This is a genomic window from Streptomyces sp. NPDC026522, assembly GCF_055567555.1.
Map to the genome: position 1 here is coordinate 47,881 of NZ_JBVHQF010000008.1, position 15,382 is coordinate 63,262.

The window sequence follows — 15,382 nt, forward strand, 5'->3', positions numbered from 1 at the left end:
GCGGGCAGCGCCGCCCACCGCTCCCATCAGGGTGGCTTCTGGTCAATCCAGCGCCTGGCCGGCTTGACCCCGTCGTCGCAGAGCTGGCCGCGGCCCACGCGCCGGCCTCCCGCCCCACGGCATACGGGGCGCGACCGGTCCCGTGCCTCGGCCCCTCCCGTAGACCGGCGACGGCGACCGCCGCCGGTGCCGCGTGCTGCCGCGGAACTTGCCGGCAACGGCTACGTGGTCGCGCCGCCCTTGACCACCCCTATGAAGCCAAGTCACGGACTTCGATGGTCATTGCGAGGTTCAGCGGCGTCGGCCACGGGTGGTCCAAGCGCTGCCTACGCCGGCCACGTGGAGAGCGAGCAGCATCAGGCCGAGGATCATGAAATTGCCGGACGAGAACACGTGGTTCGTCGAGATCTCCGCCGCGTTGATCAGGAAGCTGATGAAGAACAAGACCGCGGCTGCGATACCAAGCATCACTGCTCCTTCCAGAAGGTGGGTCGCGTCTGCCCGCACATTGCGGCCCCATGCGGGCGTCGCGGCATCCCCGGAGCGATCCGGCCGGTACGGGCGCGCCACAGGGAACGAACATGACGGAGCCCGGTGTCCGGCCCCGCGGGCGGCGGCCCTGGTTCAGAGGCGATGCCCCTGGGCGGCGAGCCAGCGGTGGACGGCCGACTTGTCGGAGACGCTGATGATCACGTGCGGCCTCGGCCGACAGACGCCGGTGCTGCGGCTTCGTCGGCTGTGGGCGAACCGTGCAGCCCCGCCTCCCGCAGCCATACCGGCACGCGCCGTTCGACGACCTGTTCGTCCGACAGCGCGGAGGACTCCCATGCGTCCGACGGAACGCGCGATAGGAGCAGACAGTGCCGGGGAAGTTCGGCGACGGCGCATCGGCGGCGGCCGACGGATACAGTCGGCTGAGCTGCTTCGTCACCGTCGCCGAGGAACTGCACTTCGGCCGCGCCGCCGACCGACTGCACACGAACGAGTGCAAGCACCGTTTAGCGCACCGGGTTGGGGTAGGTGGGGCGCATGTTCAGGCATCGACGTGTTCGTACGGCAGTTGTACTTGTGGTCAGCTGGATGGCTTTGACAGGAGTCGAACGGTGGAGTGAGCACGCACCGTGGCGGGCGGCTCTGTTCAGCGGGCTGCTGTGGGGGGCCGTGATCACCGGCGCCTGGTGGTTCGCCGAATGGACACAGGTGGGCAAGGTGGCCCGGTCGACGGGCGGCGCAGGTGCCGAGGAACTTGCGCCCACGGACAGGGCGGATGACGACCCGACTCCGGCGGGCCGACCCCTGAAGGGCTGACACGGGAACCCGTGCGACCCCGCGCATCGCGCGCGCGACCGAGCTACCCGGTGGTGGTGCTGAGCTCGACGCCGGTCAGTTCACAGGTCGCGTCCCACACCCGTACGGCGACCGCGGGGTCGGCCAGGTGCTTCCACACCGGTTCACGGAGGGGCTCGCCGCGCAGGCCGAACGCCCGCGGCCCCCACAGCTCGCCTCCGCGTACGGAAGGGTCGAGGACCGCCCGCACGGCAGGCCACGCACCGGCGTCCTTGCCCTGGACCAGGAGGGCCGCCGGTGCCGCGCTCAGCCGTGAGCCGGGATTGCGCACGTGGATGGGTGGCCGCGACGGGGTGAGCGAGTCCAGCGCGCCGCCGGGATGGACCACCACGCTCGCCACCGTGCTGCCGGCAGCCCGTAGGCGGCGATCGAGCTCCAGGCCGAAGTACATCTGTGCCAACTTGGAGCGTCCGTAGGTCCGCTTGGGCCGGTAGTCCCTCCGCGACTGCAAGTCGTCCAAGTCCAGCCGCTCGGACTTCGCCGCGAAGCTGCCCATGGTCACGACGCGGGCCGCCGGCGCAGCCGACAGCAGTGGCATCAGCCACCGGGTCAGGACGAAGTGCCCCAGGTGGTTCGTGCCGAACATGAGCTCGTGGCCGTCCCCGGTCTCCGTGCGCGGCGGGTCGTCGAGCGCGACGCCGGCGTTGTGGACCACCGCGTCAAGGCGTTCCACCTCCAGTGTTCCCACCGCCTTTTCGATCGACGGGAGGTCGGCGAGGTCCAGCCGTACGGCCCGCACCCGTGCGCCGGGGACACGCTCACGGATCGAGGCCATGGCGGCCTCGGCCTTGGCAGGGCTCCGGCTGCCGAGCACGACGGTGGCTCCGGTTGCCGACAACTGCTCCGCGACGAAGTACCCGATGCCGGCGTTGCCGCCGGTGACCAGGACGACGCGGCCATCGGCGCGTGGCAGGCGTCGGACGTTCCAGGGCGGAGTGGACGACATGATGGCGGTGCTCCCTTGCTGTAGCCGGCGGTCGGTCGCGGCTGCCCCCTCGGGCAACTCGACACCCACGGTTCCAGCCGCCACCGACAGACCACCTACGGATCACCGACAGCATGAAGCTCCTCCCCCGCGTCCCCACGCGGCCATCGGCGCTCACGCCTGGAGGGCCGCCGTCGTAGTGGTCCGGCGACACGCACGCCCTCGCGCACGTCCGCGGGCAGAGCGCCGCGTGGGGCGGCCTCGGGGCCGGCTCCGGGACGACCGAGGGCTCACCCCGCTCGGAAGTGGGCCCTCGGTGCGTACGGGTGGGCTGGCCGGCGGCCGCAGCCGTCACCACGGCACCCCGCTCACGCCGCCTGGAGCGCCAGCGTCGGCGAGAGGCGGGCCGCGCGGACCGCCGGGTAGAGGCCCGCCAGGGTGCCGATGGCCAAGGTGGCCGCGAAACCGCCGGAGACCGCCCACAGCGGAACCACCCAGGGGAGGTCCCCCGCCCGGGCGTAGATCCCGGTGGCGGCCCCACCGAGCGCGATGCCCGCCAGGCCCCCCAGTCCGGACAGCAGCAGCGACTCGGTGACGAACTGGATCCGGATCTGCCCCTTGGTGGCACCGAGCGAGCGGCGCAGCCCGATCTCGTGGCGGCGCTCCAACACCGAGATGATCATGGTGTTGGCAACGCCGACCCCGCCCACCAGCAGCGCGATCCCGCCCAGCCCCAACAACAGCGTGCTGAACGCGCCCTCGGTGGGCCGGGCTGGCCCTCGACACCGCGCGCCGATCCGCGACCCGCGACGGGCGCAGGCTCGCGCTGTCGCGCAAGGAGTTCGCGGTGCTGGAGGCGCTGCTGCGGGCGGAGGGCGCGGTGCTGAACAGCGACGATCTGATCGAGCAGGTGTGGGAGCAGGACACCGCGTACAGCACGAACGCCGTCCGGGTGACCCTGAGCAAGCTGCGCGCGAAGCTCGGCGGTCCACCGCTGATCGAGACGGTGCCGGGGGCGGGATACCGGATCGCGACGACGGACCGGGTCGCGGGTGCGTCCGCCGGTGGCTCGCAGAGCGCCGGTCCGCGATGAGAGCGGTGCTCCACGAGCGCGCCCGACTCACCGCCCTCTACGGCACCCTGCTGCTGCTCGCCGGTGGCGGCCTCGTCGCGCTGGTCAACGTACTGCTGCGCGAGGGCCTGTACTCCCGCATCAGTGGAGCCGTCACCACCGTCATGCCCGGCGAGGTCTCGGCGGACGGCCGCCGGCCCGTCCCCGGCCAGAAGGCCTTCGAACCCGCGCACAAGCTGCCGCCGGGAGTGGCCCCCACTCCCGAGCAGATCGAGCAGTGGCGCGTCACCCGGGACCTGTCCACCGCCGCGTCCCGGGCGGCCCTACAGCAGCTGACCCTCGTCTCCCTCATCGCGCTCGCCGTCTTCGCCGTGCTCTCCGCCTGGCTGGCCTGGTGGATGGCGGGGCGCGTCCTGCGTCCGGTCGCCGTGATCACCGAGACGGCCCGCCGGCTGTCCGGGGCCAACCTCCACGAGAGGATCGCGTTGCAGGCGCCGCCCGGCGAACTCAAGCGGCTCGCCGACACCTTCGACGGGATGCTCGATCGGGTGGAGGGCCTGGTCGGGGCGCAACGCCGGTTCGCCGCCAATGCCGCCCACGAGCTGCGCACTCCGCTCACCGTCCAGCGCGCCGCCGCCGAGATCGGGCTGGCCGGGGAGCCGGAGCCGGCGAAGGTGGCGCGGATTCGGGAGCGGCTCATCGCGGTGGCCGACTCCAGCGAACACCTCGTGGAGTCGCTCCTGCTGCTGGCCGTCTCGGAGGAGGGACTGGATTCGGCCCGGCCGGTGGACCTGGCGGCGCTGGCGGAGACGGAGCTGGCGGCCGTGCTGGAGGAGGCCGCGGCCGCCGGAGTGGAGGTGGTACCGGACCTCGCGCCGCTGACGGTGAGCGGCGACGGGGCCCTGCTGGGCCACCTGGTACGCAACCTCCTCGTCAACGCGGTGCGCCACAACCGGCCGGGCGGCCGGCTGCGGGTGTCGACCTCGCCGACCGGGGTGTTGGAGGTGTCCAACACCGGGCCGCTGATCGATCCGGCGGAGGTGCCGAGGCTGCTGGAGCCGTTCCGCCGCCGCGCGGAACGCCGGCACACGGTGGGCGAGGGGGCGGGCCTGGGGCTCTCGATCGTCGCCTCGATCGCCAGCGCCCACGCCGCCGACCTCCGCGCCGTGCCCAACCCTCCCCCCGAAGGCGGCCTGACGCTCCGCGTCCGCTTCCCCCGCCGACTACGGGCCCAGGCGCCGCCCGGCTGAGGGCGCGCGTCGGGGCGGCCCCGGATGGGGCCCGCCCGTCCGTACGACTCCTTGACCCGGCATGGGCGCCGCTGTTCACAGAACCCTCACTCGAAGCTGCCTGTCCGCGTGAGCCGGTCCGAGCGGTCCGCGGCGGAGGCGAAGCCCAGCCAAGTGTGGCGGTCGCCCCACCAACACCATCCGGCCTTCGGGGCGTTGCGCCGCTCGCGACCATCCCGGCCCGTGCCGTTGCTGATCCGGACCGCCGGGGTGCGGGCGTCCAAGGCACCGTTCGCCTTGCGCAACCGGGACCCGATGGTCATGAAGCAGCGGTTGCGTTCGAGGACCGCCGGGCTGCTGGAGCACCCAGTGGATGCCTTCGGTGAGCAGCAACGGGGTGCGGTCCTTCTCCGTGAGGGCGGGCAACGCCTCGTCCGGGCTCCAGTTGGCCATGTGGTCACCTCGGTCGAGGCCGGTGATGAGGCAGAGGGGTACGGCGGGCAACTCGACGGCGTGCGGAGTGAAGCTGTCGACGTCCGACATGTCGGTGACGACGAAACCGGGCTTGCCCTCACGAGTGAGCGACGAGGCGGCGCACCGCGGTGTTCCCGGTGGCGGCCGTCCCGTGACGGGCGGCGCCCCTCGACCGCCCCGCAGGGCCCGTTGGCGTCCGGCCGACCGGCGTCACCGCGTCGGCGACGGCGACGGCGACGGCGACGGCGACGGCCAGCAGACCGGGCCGCTCCTCCCACATCACGAGCGTCATGAAGGCAGCGAAGCGGGCGACGGCGACTCCGACGAAGCGGGAAGGCGTCTCAGGGCGCTATCTCGAACTCGGGCGGCTTGAGGTTCTTCAGGCATTCGGTCTTCGGTGCGGCCGGGCTGTCGAAGAACGAGAGGGTGATCTCCTGGGCGCACTTCGAGGTGGCGAACACCACGTGCGGCTCGTAAGGGATCGTGACGACCTTGGCCTTGCTCAGCGTACGGGCCACGTACGGGCCGTTGTCCGCCCCGGTCTGGGCGTCGAACGCACCCGAGAGGGCGAGGGTGGGGATGTCGCTGCGCGTGGCATCCCGGATCGAGGGCGCGGCCGCCGGGACGTTCCAGATGCCGCAGTCCGAACGCAGCGAGCTGAGCAGGGGAGCCTGTGCCTGGATCGAGCGGGGGAACGAGGGGAACTCCTGCTGTCCGCCCCGGAGAGCCGCATCCCTCTTCTCGTACGGCGTCCACTCGCTGCAGAAGACGCCGTAGGCGAGGCCGTGCGAAACCCTTCCCACGGCCGCCGGGCTGAGCTTGCCGCCCGCCCACTGCCGGGCGATCCGCTGCGGTTTGCCGTTGGCCAGCTCGTCGAGGGCCGCGGGCACCTCGGGCGCCACGTGGGTGGCGGAGACCATCCAGTTCAGCAGGGCTCCGCCGTCCAGAACGACCTTCACCGGCTTGTCGCTGCCGGGGAGCGTGACGGTGGTGGTGACCGGCTTGGCTTCGAGGTCGCTCACGAGCTTGGCGAAGGTGGCCGACAGGTTCGGGTAGCGCTTGTTGCAGGCCGGCTGATCCGCGCAGGCCTTGAACAGGCCGTCGAAACCCTGCCGGGCGCTGCTCCAGGTCGATGCCTCCCCGGACCTGGACGGCGGCAGGATGCCGTCGATGCCCACCGAGCGGAGCCCCTCGGGGTGCAGGCGCATGTAGACCAGCGCCAGGTGGGTGCCGTAGGAGATCCCGTACAGGTTCCACTGCTTGATGCCCAGCGCGGTGCGCAGGCCGTCGTAGTCGGCGGCGCTCTCGGTGTCGTTGTAGGCACTGAGATCTATCCCGCGGGCCGCCAGCTTGTCGCGGCAGGACTTCGTGGCCTCGACGTGCAGGCGTTCGGTGGACGGCGCGTCGTAGACGAGTCCCACCGCGCGTGCGTTGAACTCGTCGATGTTGGGGCAAAGGAGCTCCGGGTCGGCCGAGTACGTCCCGCGCTGGGACATGAAGATCACGTCACGGTCGCGGTTCAAGCCGCCGTCGATCGCCAGCTTCGCCTCCCCCACGGCGTCGTCGCCGGGTCCGCCCGCGAGCCACACGATGGGGTCGGACTTCGGTGTTGCGGTCGCGGCGGGCACGATCGCGACGCCGAGTTCGATCGTTCGACCGCTTGGCTTGGCGCGGTTCTCGGGCACGGTGAGCGTTCCGCAGCGGGCCCCTTTCAGGGCCTCGATCGGTTCCGGCGTCTTCGGGCAGGGGCCCGGTTCGTAGTGGGCGTCGCCCACTGTCCGGGCGACCGTGCCGATCGGAGCTCCGGGGCTGGGGCTGGTGTCGGTGCGGGACTGCGCCTGGGCGGGCGCCACAAGCAGGCCGGTGACGAGGAGGCCCGTCGCCATGCAGGCCGACGGGGCCAGGAGTCGTCGCCCGGTGTGGCGATGACGGGATGCGTGATGACGTGTCATCTTTCCTCCCGGTCACTTCGGGATGATCGTGAACGGTCCGGGCTCGAGATCGTCCACGCAACCGGTGTCGGGCGCGGTCGGGCGCGCGAGGAACGAGGCCAGCACGCGTTGCGCGCAAGGCGACTGCGGGACCACCCAGTGGCCGATCCCGGGAACCTGGACGGCAGTCGAGTGGGACAGGTCACGGGCCACGCCCTTCGCCCAGCTCGCACCCGTCTTCACGTCGAACGTGCCGGAGATGACGAGCGCCGGCACCGCGCTGACGGTGGCCACCCGCTGGACGGAGGCCCGGTCCGGAACGTTCCAGAGCCCGCACGCCGCGTACTGGAAGGGCAACTGCGGCACCTGGGCCAGGACCGTGTCCGGCCACCCGGGGTAGGCCTTCCGGCCTGCCTTCAGCACGTCGGCTTCCGAATACCCCGGGGCCCACTCGCCGCACACCACCGACTGCGTCAGACCGTGTGCGAACTCGCCGGCCTTCTGGACCGAGCCTGCCGCGCGGGCCTTCGCGAAGCGCTCCGGGTTTCCGTTGCTGAGTTCCTCGAGCGCCGCCGGGATGTCCTTGGGCCGGGGGGTGAGGGCGACGATCAGGTTCAGCAGGGCGCCCCCGTCGAGGACGGTCTTGACCGGCTTCCCCCCGTCGGACGGCGGGACGGTCAGCGTGAGGGGGTGCGCCTCCAGCTTGCGCACCTGCTCCGTCAACAGCCGGGGGAGGTCCGGGTACCGGTCCTTGCAGGCGGGCTGGGCCGCGCACGCCTCGAAGATGCTGTCGATCCCCTCGGCGGTGCTGCCCCACGTCCAGGGCAGCGTCACGACCTGGGGAGGCGCGACCGAATCGATCGCCATCGAGCGGATTCCCTCGGGGTGCAGGCGGACGTACGTAAGGGCCAGGTTGCTGCCGTAGGAGTACCCGTACACGTTCCACTGGCGGATGCCCAGCGCGTTGCGCAGGTCGGCGAAGTCCGCGGCGTTCTCGGTGGTGTTGTACGCACTCAGGTCGATACCGGCGGCCGTCAGACGGCTCCGGCAGTCCTTCACCGCTTTGAGGAAGAGCTGTTCTGCCGGCTGCGCGTCGTAGCCCAGACCGACGGCCTGCTCGTTGAACCGGTCGATCTCCGGGCAGGCCAGGTTCGGCCGGTCGTAGAGGTTGCCGCGCTGGGCCATGATGATCAGCTCGCGGTCCTTGTTCAGACCGGAGTCGACGAGGAAGGGGATGTCGTCGATCGTGTCGGCGCCGGGGCCACCCGCCATGAACACCACCGGGTCCGCGGCGGGCTTGGCGGCGGCTGCCGGAATGCGCGCAACGGCCAGCTTTATGGTCCGGCTGCCGGGGTGGGAGCGGTTCTCGGGGACCTCCAGGAAGCCGCACCGTGCATCGCTCAGCGCTTCGATCGGCTCGGGCGGCTTCGGACAGGGTCCGGGCACGAACCGGGACGGGGCTACCGGGGGGCTGGGCTGCCCGGGCAACCGGCCGGGTGCTGACGCGGCGCTGCCGGGTGTGGTGCCGAATGCCGCCAGGCAGACCAGAGCGGCCGCGGCAGCCACCGCGTGGATGCTGAGCTTGGGCATGTGATCTCGTTCCTCTGCCGACATGGGCGGCGGCCCTGCCGGGCCGCGGCGTTTTGGGCGGAACGCACCTTCTCGACGCTACCGGGTGGCTGCTTTGCGTGCACCCGGTAGCGGGCGCCCGTTCGCTGGGGGAATCCGTCGCCGCACCTGTCCCCCGCCCCCGTCTGAGCGGCCGCGAGGACCGGTGGCGTGGCCGCCCCGCGCCCTCGCGCGCGTCTTCGGACCACCCGGTAACGTTGATTGCGTGGCTCCGCCTGCACCGCCACGGCGTAGCCCGGCGGGCCAGCCGTCGATCGGCGGAGGAACGGGATCACGTGGTCCACGCCTACGAAAGTCGCGCAAGAGCCGAACGATTGACAGGTCCGCAGTGTCGGACTGGCCTGCGATGATGACGGCATGCCAGAGCCAGGGACCACTGCCGTCGTCATTGTTTTGCCCGATGCCGAGCCACTCCTTGAGGCTGCGTCGCGTATCGACCCGACTCTGGTGCGTCACGGGGTGCCAGCGCACGTCTCGCTCCTGTACCCGTTCGTGCCGGAATCGGCACTGACCGGTCAGGACGAGGAGGGCGTGCGTTCCCTGGCGGCGAGTTTTCCGGCAGCTGATCTGCTCTTGGAGGAGGTCGCGACGGCGTCCGGCTTCGTCGCCGTCACCGCTCCGGCACTCCAACCGATCGTTGATGCGTTCCGCGCCCAGTGGCCCGGGTTGCGCCCGTACAAGGGCCGCTTCGGGGCGCAGCCCGCCGCCCATGTCACGGTCGCCATGGGTGCCGACAAACCGGCAGCTGCCGCCCACGTGCGCACTGCGGTCGAGAGCCTGCTGCCGCTGCGCACCCGTGCGGCGTCGGTCCAGCTGGTGGTGCTGACGGAGGACGGCTGGCAGTCGCGGTTCACCGCGCCGCTCGGCGTCCCGGAGGGCCCGTGAACGCCACCCGCCAGCTCCCTGGCCGTGACCACAGCCAGAGGCCAGCACCTGCACCTGACTTCTGGCCACAGACCAGTGGAACCGCAGCCCGCCTGCCGATGCCCCCTCTCCGACGCTGCGCAGATTCAACGAGACACCGGTACGACCAAGGCGTTACACGTATGCCGGCCGTGCGCCCGGTGCGCGCACGGGGATCCACGCGGCACGTGAGGGTGCCGGCAGCGAGCCTCCTTTCCTCGCAGGACCCGTCAACGTACGGGCTCCTGCGATCTCGAGCCGGAAATCAGCGCTTAGTGTGGCCGGTGCCCGCCTGTCGTGTGACCGGTAAGCGATCTTGCCTATCGGGCTGGAGTACCGCGAGGGCGTACCGGTCGGGCTATTCGGGCTGTCGGTCGCCGGGGAGGTGGTGAATCCAGCGGGGCGAACGCCTTGTCCAGCAAGAAGCTCCTCGACCAGGGCTATGCCGTGGTGGTGACCGACTATCAGGGGCTGGGCACGCCCGGCGTCCACACGTACAAGGACCGCGAGGCGCAGCGCCGCGCGGTCCTCGATTCCGTCCGGGCTGCCCAGCGCATGGACGCCGTGGACCTGCCGGACGCCGGTCCGGTCGCGCTCTACGGCTCCTCCCAAGGCGGCGGCGCGACAGCGTCCGCGGCCGAGCTGACTCCGCCTACGGGGGGTTCTTCAACTACGCCCTCTCCGGCCTGGCCACCTCGTACGGCAGCGGCATCGGCCCGTACCTGAACGCCCACGGCAAGCGCGTGACGAACGACCTGCGGGACAACCACTGCCCGACCAGGCCCTCGCCAGGTACCCCTTCCTGAACTCACGGTTCCTGACCGTCGACGGGCGCCCGCTGACCGAACGCCTCGGGCGCGCCCCGTGGGACGCGATCGTGGCCGACCAGCAGCTCGGCGAGCGCAGGCCCGCCGTGGCCGTCCTGCTCTCCCACAGCGCCCTGGACGATGTCATCCCACAACAGGTGGGCAAGAACCTCGCCGCCGACCGGTGCCGCCGCGGTACGACGGTCAAGTTCTCCGGCAACGTCGTCCCCGGCCACATCGCCGCGACCGAAGCCACCAGCGCCGAAGGCATCCCCCTGGCTCGCGGACCGCTTCGCGGGCAGGACCGCGCCCACCACCTGCTGAAGCCCGCCCTGTTCATGCTCCCTCCGGTGTACGGAGGGAGCATGAACAGGGCGGCGCTCCGCCGGGGCCCACACCCCGCGGGGCAGTCACCCGGCTGGTGGCGCCCGATCCGGGTATACGGCGGAGATGGATGGAAAGGTGTGGCTCACGCTGGCCGCGATCGTCGCGGCCGGGCTCGCGATCTGTGCGGCCGTACTTCTCGTACGGGTCTTCAAAGCACGGCGGCTGCTGCTCGACGCCGGGGTCCCGCTGCGTGACAAGGCCCTGTTCTGGGGCGCCGTGCTCTACACGGTCTCACCGGTGGACCTGATCCCGGATCCGGTGTACCTGGACGACATCGGCGTCCTGCTGCTGGCCCTGCGCTCGCTCCATGCGGCGGCGGCCCGGCTGCCCGCGCGCAAGGAGACCACCCCCTCGTGAGCATGGGCCAGAAGGCTCCCCCGGGCCGCAACTGGACGCTGATACGGGGACCAACGGCCCGCGCACTTACCGCTCCTGTGCCGCCGTTCCTGCTGACGACGCCGCAGGGCCCCGCGGTGCGCCTGCTGCTGTCGTACGTGGCGTGCGCCGCCGCTGGTCGGCAGCGGTGCCCCCCCCCGCTGTTCACCCGTCGGTCGTCACGCCGGATCACATGCGTGCTGTTTCCCGATTTCTAGAAAAAGGCCCGCATCGAAGTCATGGCCGAACTCCCGGCGATCGCCGACGCAGACCGCGCGACCGCACACCGTTACTTCGACGACTTCGCCCTCCGCCGACTGGCCGAGGTGTTCGCCGACGCCGGCGGCATGGCCGAGCTGAGCCGTGAGCAGGCTCGCGGCCGGGCCGGCGACTTCGAGATCATCGAGTACATCCTGCGCGGTCAGCCCGGAGGCGTGCCCGGAACCTGGGGCCACCACTTCGACGACTACCTCCTGCATGCTCCCCTCACCGACCAGCACCAGCACCAGCACCAGCACCAGCACCGCAACAAGATTGCCCACCGGGCCGCACTCATCGAGTCCGCACTCGGGAGCGGCCCGGCGGGCGTCCCGAGTTACGGCCCCCGCGCGCGCCCAGTCGACCCGGCTCTCCTGCACCCCGCCGACCGCCTGGTCCTGGCCGGAGGCCTGTTCGAGTACCTCGAAGAACACTTCGTCCGAGCCCTGATCCGCACCACTCCGTCCCACCTGTGCCGCCCGGAGGCATCGCGACCCCGAACCCCGACGCCGCCCTGATGCGGCCGCTTGAACCCCGCAGAACGCAGCCCCGCCGACATCTATGCCGACGTCCGTGCCGCCGCGCCGAAGGGAACCGTCGCCGGACTGGACATCACCGCCGGTGCCACTGGCCTGACGCCGTTCGCGACGGTGCGGCGCGCTGGCGAGCCGGGGGTGATCCCCGCAGCCGGCATCGTGTTCCTCCCTGACGCGGCATCGGTCGTCAGTCGAGGCCTTCGATGATGCGGAAGTCGCGCTCGACGCCGTCAGCAAGTACGGCCAGTGCCTCCTGGTAGGCCGCACTCGCGCGTGCGGCGACGGCCTGTTCGAAGCTGTCGAACTCGATCAGGATGGTGCGCTCGGCGATTCCGGCGTCGTGTGCGAAGACCCGGCTGCCGCGGGAGAGCAGCCGCCCGCCCGCGGCCTTGACGGCTGGACCGGCCAGCTCGTCGTAGGCAGCAAGCCTCTCAGGGTCTGCGATGGTGCGGTAGACGCTGACCCAGTAGCCCTTGGCCACGGTACCTCCTGTGTTCGGAATTGATGATCAGAAGCATGCCCAGATCCATGGCCGGTGCGCTGCGGGTCAGCGAGCCGACGGAGACGGCGTCGAAGTCGGACGGCTTCGATCCTCAGCTTCCGGTTCGACTCGACCGGCCCGGGCCCGGCACACCGACTGGGGCTGTGATCGGTTTGGTCTCGGGTGGGCGTAGGCGGGCGAGGGCGAGGCTGGCCAACGTCGTGATCGCCATCGCGGCGACGCCGACCAGCGCCGCGGTCGTGTAGGCGTCGTCGTTCGGGAAGAGGCGGCCCGGGGCGGTGCCGGCGGCCAGGACCAGACCCCCGATGGCGCTGCCCAGGGAGTACCCGACGCTGCGGACGACGTAGTTGAAGCTCATGGCGCTCGACGTCTCGCTCTTGGGGGTGACGGCCAGGATGACGCCGGGCATCGCGGCCGAGAAGCTGCCGACGCCGAAGCCCAGCACCCCCATGGCCGCGAGCAGTTCGGCCAGGTTGGACCGGGCGGTGGCGAACAGGACGAACCCGCCGCCGACGATGGCGGCGCTGCCTGCCAGGAGCAGGGGGCCGTCGATCCGTACGCGGACCCGCGGCGTGAGCTTGCCGGCCACGAATCCCAGCACGGAGAACGGGACGAGGACCAGCCCCGCCACGAAGGTGGTCAGTCCGAAGCCGTAGCCGGCGCTGTGCGGCGTCTGCGCGTAGCGGGTGATGAGCGTGAGCAGGAGGTACATGCCGCTCCCGCCGACGAACATGGCGATGTTCGCCCCGGCGACCGCCGGGTGCCGTACCGCCCGGACGTCGACCAGGGGCGTCTTGGTTCGCAGTTCGGAAACGGTCCAGACGCAGAGCAGGAGTACGGCGACGACGGCAAGGCTCACCGCCACGGCGAGGTGTCGGCTCCACAGGCTCCTCTCGCCGGCCAGGAACAGGACGAGGAGCAGTCCACCCGCCAGGACGAGTGCACCGGCCACGTTCACGTGAGCGGAGCGGCCTTCCGGAGCTGCGGGCATGGAGCGCCACGCGGTCACGAAGGCGATGGCGGTGACGAGCAGGCCGAGGCCGTAGGCGGCCGGCAGTCCGCCGAACTCGGCGAGCAGCGCGGCCAGCGGGTAGCCGACGCCGGCTCCGACGATGGAGACCACTGAGATCAGGGCGATCGTGGCCGCGCTGCGCTCCTCGGGAAGATGGTCGCGGGCCACGCCCATCATCAGTGCCGTGAGACCGAGTCCGACGCCTTGGGCCGCTCTGCCCACGAGCAGCGAGGCGAACGGCAGCGGCAGCACGGTGAGCGCGCTGCCGACGACGACGATCGCCAGCGTGGCGAGGATCGTGGCCCGCCGGTGCGGACCGGCTCCGAGCCGGCCGAGGACGGGTGTGGCGACGGCGCCGCTGAGCAGGGCGATGGTCAGCGTCCACTGCGCGCTGTCGAGGGAGACGTGGAACGTGGTCGCCACGCTGGTGATGAGCGGCGTCCCGAGGCTGGCGACCGCCGCCACGACCAGGGCGATGAACATCAGGGCGGGGACCAGCAGACGTGCCTCGGAACGTATCAGGGCAGTGCTCATGGGCTGGTCATGAGCCTGGGCCGCGGTCACCGGTCCGACTCCTCTCGGGCGTGGCTTTCGAGCTCCGCCAGATGCAGCAGCGCCGGAAGGGCTGCTGCCAAGGCCTCGACCTCGTCACCGGTGAGCTCGTCGATCAACCGCGCGTACGCGTCGACGCCCGCCTGGCGTCGCGTCCGGACGTACGACGCACCGGCCTCGGTCAGGCACACCAGCGTGACCCGCTTGTCGGACGGATCGCCCTTCCGCTCGACCAGCCCGGATTCCTCCATCACCCGGACCAGGACGGTCATCGCGGGCTGGGTGACTCCCTCGGCCACCGCCAGATCGGTGATCCGTCGCGGGCCGGTCTTGTCCAGGGTGGCCAAGGTGGCGGCGGACGTCAGGCTCATGTCGCGGGGAAGGCGTCTCACGGCCCTGGTCGCCAGACCGTAGAGGGCTGACCCGATGGCATCGGAAGCGCCGTGCGCGGCGTCTCGGCGACTCATGTCTGAAACATAGCAGCTTTATATGAATCCTTTATGTATCTCCCGATCGGGGTTCGGCACCGCGGCTTCGGACACGGTGCACATGTCGATCGCGACCACCTGGACCCCGGCCCGCCACTGACGGGTCTGGGCGCCGATCCACGCCGTCACACGCGCCGCGGTGCGGCCCTCGACCGCGGTCGGCAGCCGCTTCCCCGGCCGAGGTACGCAGCCGCGACGTCAACCGCGACCACTTCGCCGCCCGGCCACGGGCAGGTCCCGCGGACGAGTGCGCACCCAGGAGTGCGGCAGCCCGGACCGCGCCACGGTCGGGACAGCATCGGGCCTGCTCGTCGCAGGTGACCGGGGCTGCATCGGAATGCCGTCGGCGCCGACCTCGACCCCGACCACCTCCACTCCGACCAAGCCGAACAGCCGCGTTCACGCCTCCGCGGGGGTGGCCGGTCGGGTCGCGTAACGGTGCCGCATGCCGTCGCTGGCCGCGGGACCCGCGGTGAAGACGTAGGCGTCGCTGTCGTCGAGTCGGCGGCCGGTCTTGGCGTCGACGACGACCGGTTCGACCTCCTCGCCGTTGTGGGCGTCGATGAGGATCATGCTGCGTTCGGCCGGCCTGAGGCGCGAGTTGCCCCATGCGGCCAGGGCGACGATCACCGGTCGCAGGGAGCGCCCCAGATCGGTGAGGACGTACTCGTGGCGTACGGGGTTGGTCTGGTAGGGCCGGCGCTCCAGCAACCCGTCCGCGACCAGGGTCTTCAGTCGGGTGGTGAGCATGCTGGTGGAGATGCCCAGGCTCTCCCGGAACTGGTCGAAGCGCGTGTAGCCGTCGAAGGCGTCGTGGAGGATCAGCAGCGTCCACCACTCGCCTACGTGTTCCACCGTCGTGGACAGCGGGCACTCCCGGTCCTCCAGCCTGATCCGGCTTGCCACGGCGACCATCCCCTCAGTTAGTGCTAATGTCGAAGCGAGTAGCTGCTATT

General features: G+C 71.2%; 16 protein-coding genes and 3 pseudogenes. 8 read left to right on the forward strand and 11 right to left on the reverse strand.

The window, feature by feature from the left end; translation table 11 throughout:
• Positions 1–291: 291 nt before the first annotated feature.
• The 3 genes and pseudogenes from ACZ4M3_RS21295 to ACZ4M3_RS21305 form a co-directional block, all read right to left on the reverse strand.
• Positions 292–468, reverse strand: a complete 177-nt coding sequence (locus ACZ4M3_RS21295) for a hypothetical protein (protein WP_389094736.1) — start codon at positions 466–468, stop codon at positions 292–294.
• 883 nt (positions 469–1,351) lie between these two features.
• Positions 1,352–2,293 carry an SDR family NAD(P)-dependent oxidoreductase gene (locus ACZ4M3_RS21300; protein ID WP_467734848.1) on the reverse strand — a complete coding sequence of 314 codons (942 nt, stop codon included), beginning with the start codon at positions 2,291–2,293 and terminating at the stop codon, positions 1,352–1,354.
• 347 nt (positions 2,294–2,640) lie between these two features.
• Positions 2,641–3,036, reverse strand: a pseudogene (locus tag ACZ4M3_RS21305) (ABC transporter permease); the annotation flags it as partial.
• Between the two features lie 2 nt (positions 3,037–3,038).
• Here ACZ4M3_RS21305 and ACZ4M3_RS21310 point away from each other — a divergent pair.
• Together ACZ4M3_RS21310 and ACZ4M3_RS21315 are read left to right on the forward strand one after the other, a co-directional pair.
• Positions 3,039–3,365: pseudogene (locus ACZ4M3_RS21310) on the forward strand (winged helix-turn-helix domain-containing protein); the annotation flags it as partial.
• Positions 3,366–3,370: 5 nt separating this feature from the next.
• Positions 3,371–4,594, forward strand: a complete 1,224-nt coding sequence (locus tag ACZ4M3_RS21315) for a sensor histidine kinase (RefSeq protein WP_467734850.1) — start codon at positions 3,371–3,373, stop codon at positions 4,592–4,594.
• 86 nt (positions 4,595–4,680) lie between these two features.
• On the opposite strand, the pseudogene ACZ4M3_RS21320 reads toward ACZ4M3_RS21315, so the two are convergent.
• From ACZ4M3_RS21320 to ACZ4M3_RS21335, 4 genes and pseudogenes are all read right to left on the reverse strand, one after another.
• Positions 4,681–5,164 (reverse strand): annotated as a pseudogene (locus ACZ4M3_RS21320) (DUF5701 family protein); the annotation flags it as partial.
• Entirely contained in the window at positions 5,145–5,339 is a 195-nt protein-coding gene (locus tag ACZ4M3_RS21325; protein WP_467734852.1) for a hypothetical protein, read from the reverse strand. The pseudogene ACZ4M3_RS21320 and the gene ACZ4M3_RS21325, both read right to left, overlap by 20 nt.
• A 49-nt stretch (positions 5,340–5,388) precedes the next feature.
• The gene (locus ACZ4M3_RS21330) at positions 5,389–6,999 is read right to left on the reverse strand and encodes an alpha/beta fold hydrolase (protein WP_467734854.1); all 1,611 of its coding nucleotides are present in this window, start codon (positions 6,997–6,999) and stop codon (positions 5,389–5,391) included.
• 12 nt (positions 7,000–7,011) lie between these two features.
• Positions 7,012–8,568, reverse strand: a complete 1,557-nt coding sequence (locus ACZ4M3_RS21335; RefSeq protein WP_467734856.1) for an alpha/beta fold hydrolase — start codon at positions 8,566–8,568, stop codon at positions 7,012–7,014.
• Between the two features lie 396 nt (positions 8,569–8,964).
• Here ACZ4M3_RS21335 and ACZ4M3_RS21340 point away from each other — a divergent pair, with 396 nt between their 5' ends.
• From ACZ4M3_RS21340 to ACZ4M3_RS21365, 6 genes are all read left to right on the forward strand, one after another.
• On the forward strand, positions 8,965–9,492 hold the full coding sequence (locus tag ACZ4M3_RS21340) for a 2'-5' RNA ligase family protein (protein WP_467734858.1): 528 nt from the start codon (positions 8,965–8,967) through the stop codon (positions 9,490–9,492).
• 429 nt (positions 9,493–9,921) lie between these two features.
• A complete protein-coding gene (locus ACZ4M3_RS21345) occupies positions 9,922–10,236 on the forward strand; it encodes a lipase family protein (RefSeq protein WP_467734860.1) in 315 nt (104 codons plus the stop codon).
• Positions 10,237–10,423: 187 nt separating this feature from the next.
• Complete coding sequence (locus ACZ4M3_RS21350) at positions 10,424–10,897, forward strand: hypothetical protein (RefSeq protein ID WP_467735464.1); 474 nt, start codon at positions 10,424–10,426, stop codon at positions 10,895–10,897.
• Complete coding sequence (locus tag ACZ4M3_RS21355; protein ID WP_467734862.1) at positions 10,779–11,060, forward strand: YkvA family protein; 282 nt, start codon at positions 10,779–10,781, stop codon at positions 11,058–11,060. The genes ACZ4M3_RS21350 and ACZ4M3_RS21355 overlap by 119 nt, the downstream gene beginning before the upstream one ends.
• 257 nt (positions 11,061–11,317) lie before the next feature.
• Positions 11,318–11,854: a hypothetical protein gene (locus ACZ4M3_RS21360; RefSeq protein WP_467734864.1), complete on the forward strand. Its 537-nt coding sequence runs from the start codon at positions 11,318–11,320 to the stop codon at positions 11,852–11,854.
• 9 nt (positions 11,855–11,863) lie between these two features.
• A complete protein-coding gene (locus ACZ4M3_RS21365) occupies positions 11,864–12,079 on the forward strand; it encodes a hypothetical protein (RefSeq protein WP_467734866.1) in 216 nt (71 codons plus the stop codon).
• Here the strand turns inward: ACZ4M3_RS21365 and ACZ4M3_RS21370 are convergent.
• The 4 genes from ACZ4M3_RS21370 to ACZ4M3_RS21385 all read right to left on the reverse strand — a co-directional run bounded on the left by ACZ4M3_RS21370 (position 12,060) and on the right by ACZ4M3_RS21385 (position 15,341).
• Complete coding sequence (locus ACZ4M3_RS21370; protein WP_467734868.1) at positions 12,060–12,353, reverse strand: DUF1330 domain-containing protein; 294 nt, start codon at positions 12,351–12,353, stop codon at positions 12,060–12,062. The genes ACZ4M3_RS21365 and ACZ4M3_RS21370 overlap by 20 nt on opposite strands.
• Positions 12,354–12,465: 112 nt before the next feature.
• Positions 12,466–13,920, reverse strand: coding sequence for an MFS transporter (locus ACZ4M3_RS21375; protein WP_467734870.1), 1,455 nt, complete (start codon positions 13,918–13,920; stop codon positions 12,466–12,468).
• Positions 13,921–13,946: 26 nt separating this feature from the next.
• Complete coding sequence (locus ACZ4M3_RS21380) at positions 13,947–14,405, reverse strand: MarR family winged helix-turn-helix transcriptional regulator (protein WP_229876805.1); 459 nt, start codon at positions 14,403–14,405, stop codon at positions 13,947–13,949.
• 420 nt (positions 14,406–14,825) lie between these two features.
• Positions 14,826–15,341, reverse strand: coding sequence for a winged helix-turn-helix transcriptional regulator (locus tag ACZ4M3_RS21385; RefSeq protein ID WP_467734872.1), 516 nt, complete (start codon positions 15,339–15,341; stop codon positions 14,826–14,828).
• Positions 15,342–15,382 lie beyond the last annotated feature (41 nt).

Coding starts and splice junctions, on each gene's coding strand:
- ACZ4M3_RS21380 (WP_229876805.1), bottom strand. CDS start 14,405: ATGAGTCGCCGAGACGCCGCGCACGGCGCTTCCGATGCCATCGGGTCA.
- ACZ4M3_RS21375 (WP_467734870.1), bottom strand. CDS start 13,920: ATGAGCACTGCCCTGATACGTTCCGAGGCACGTCTGCTGGTCCCCGCC.
- ACZ4M3_RS21335 (WP_467734856.1), bottom strand. CDS start 8,568: ATGCCCAAGCTCAGCATCCACGCGGTGGCTGCCGCGGCCGCTCTGGTC.
- ACZ4M3_RS21340 (WP_467734858.1), top strand. CDS start 8,965: ATGCCAGAGCCAGGGACCACTGCCGTCGTCATTGTTTTGCCCGATGCC.
- ACZ4M3_RS21330 (WP_467734854.1), bottom strand. CDS start 6,999: ATGACACGTCATCACGCATCCCGTCATCGCCACACCGGGCGACGACTC.
- ACZ4M3_RS21300 (WP_467734848.1), bottom strand. CDS start 2,293: ATGTCGTCCACTCCGCCCTGGAACGTCCGACGCCTGCCACGCGCCGAT.
- ACZ4M3_RS21360 (WP_467734864.1), top strand. CDS start 11,318: ATGGCCGAACTCCCGGCGATCGCCGACGCAGACCGCGCGACCGCACAC.
- ACZ4M3_RS21385 (WP_467734872.1), bottom strand. CDS start 15,341: ATGGTCGCCGTGGCAAGCCGGATCAGGCTGGAGGACCGGGAGTGCCCG.
- ACZ4M3_RS21325 (WP_467734852.1), bottom strand. CDS start 5,339: ATGACGCTCGTGATGTGGGAGGAGCGGCCCGGTCTGCTGGCCGTCGCC.
- ACZ4M3_RS21295 (WP_389094736.1), bottom strand. CDS start 468: ATGCTTGGTATCGCAGCCGCGGTCTTGTTCTTCATCAGCTTCCTGATC.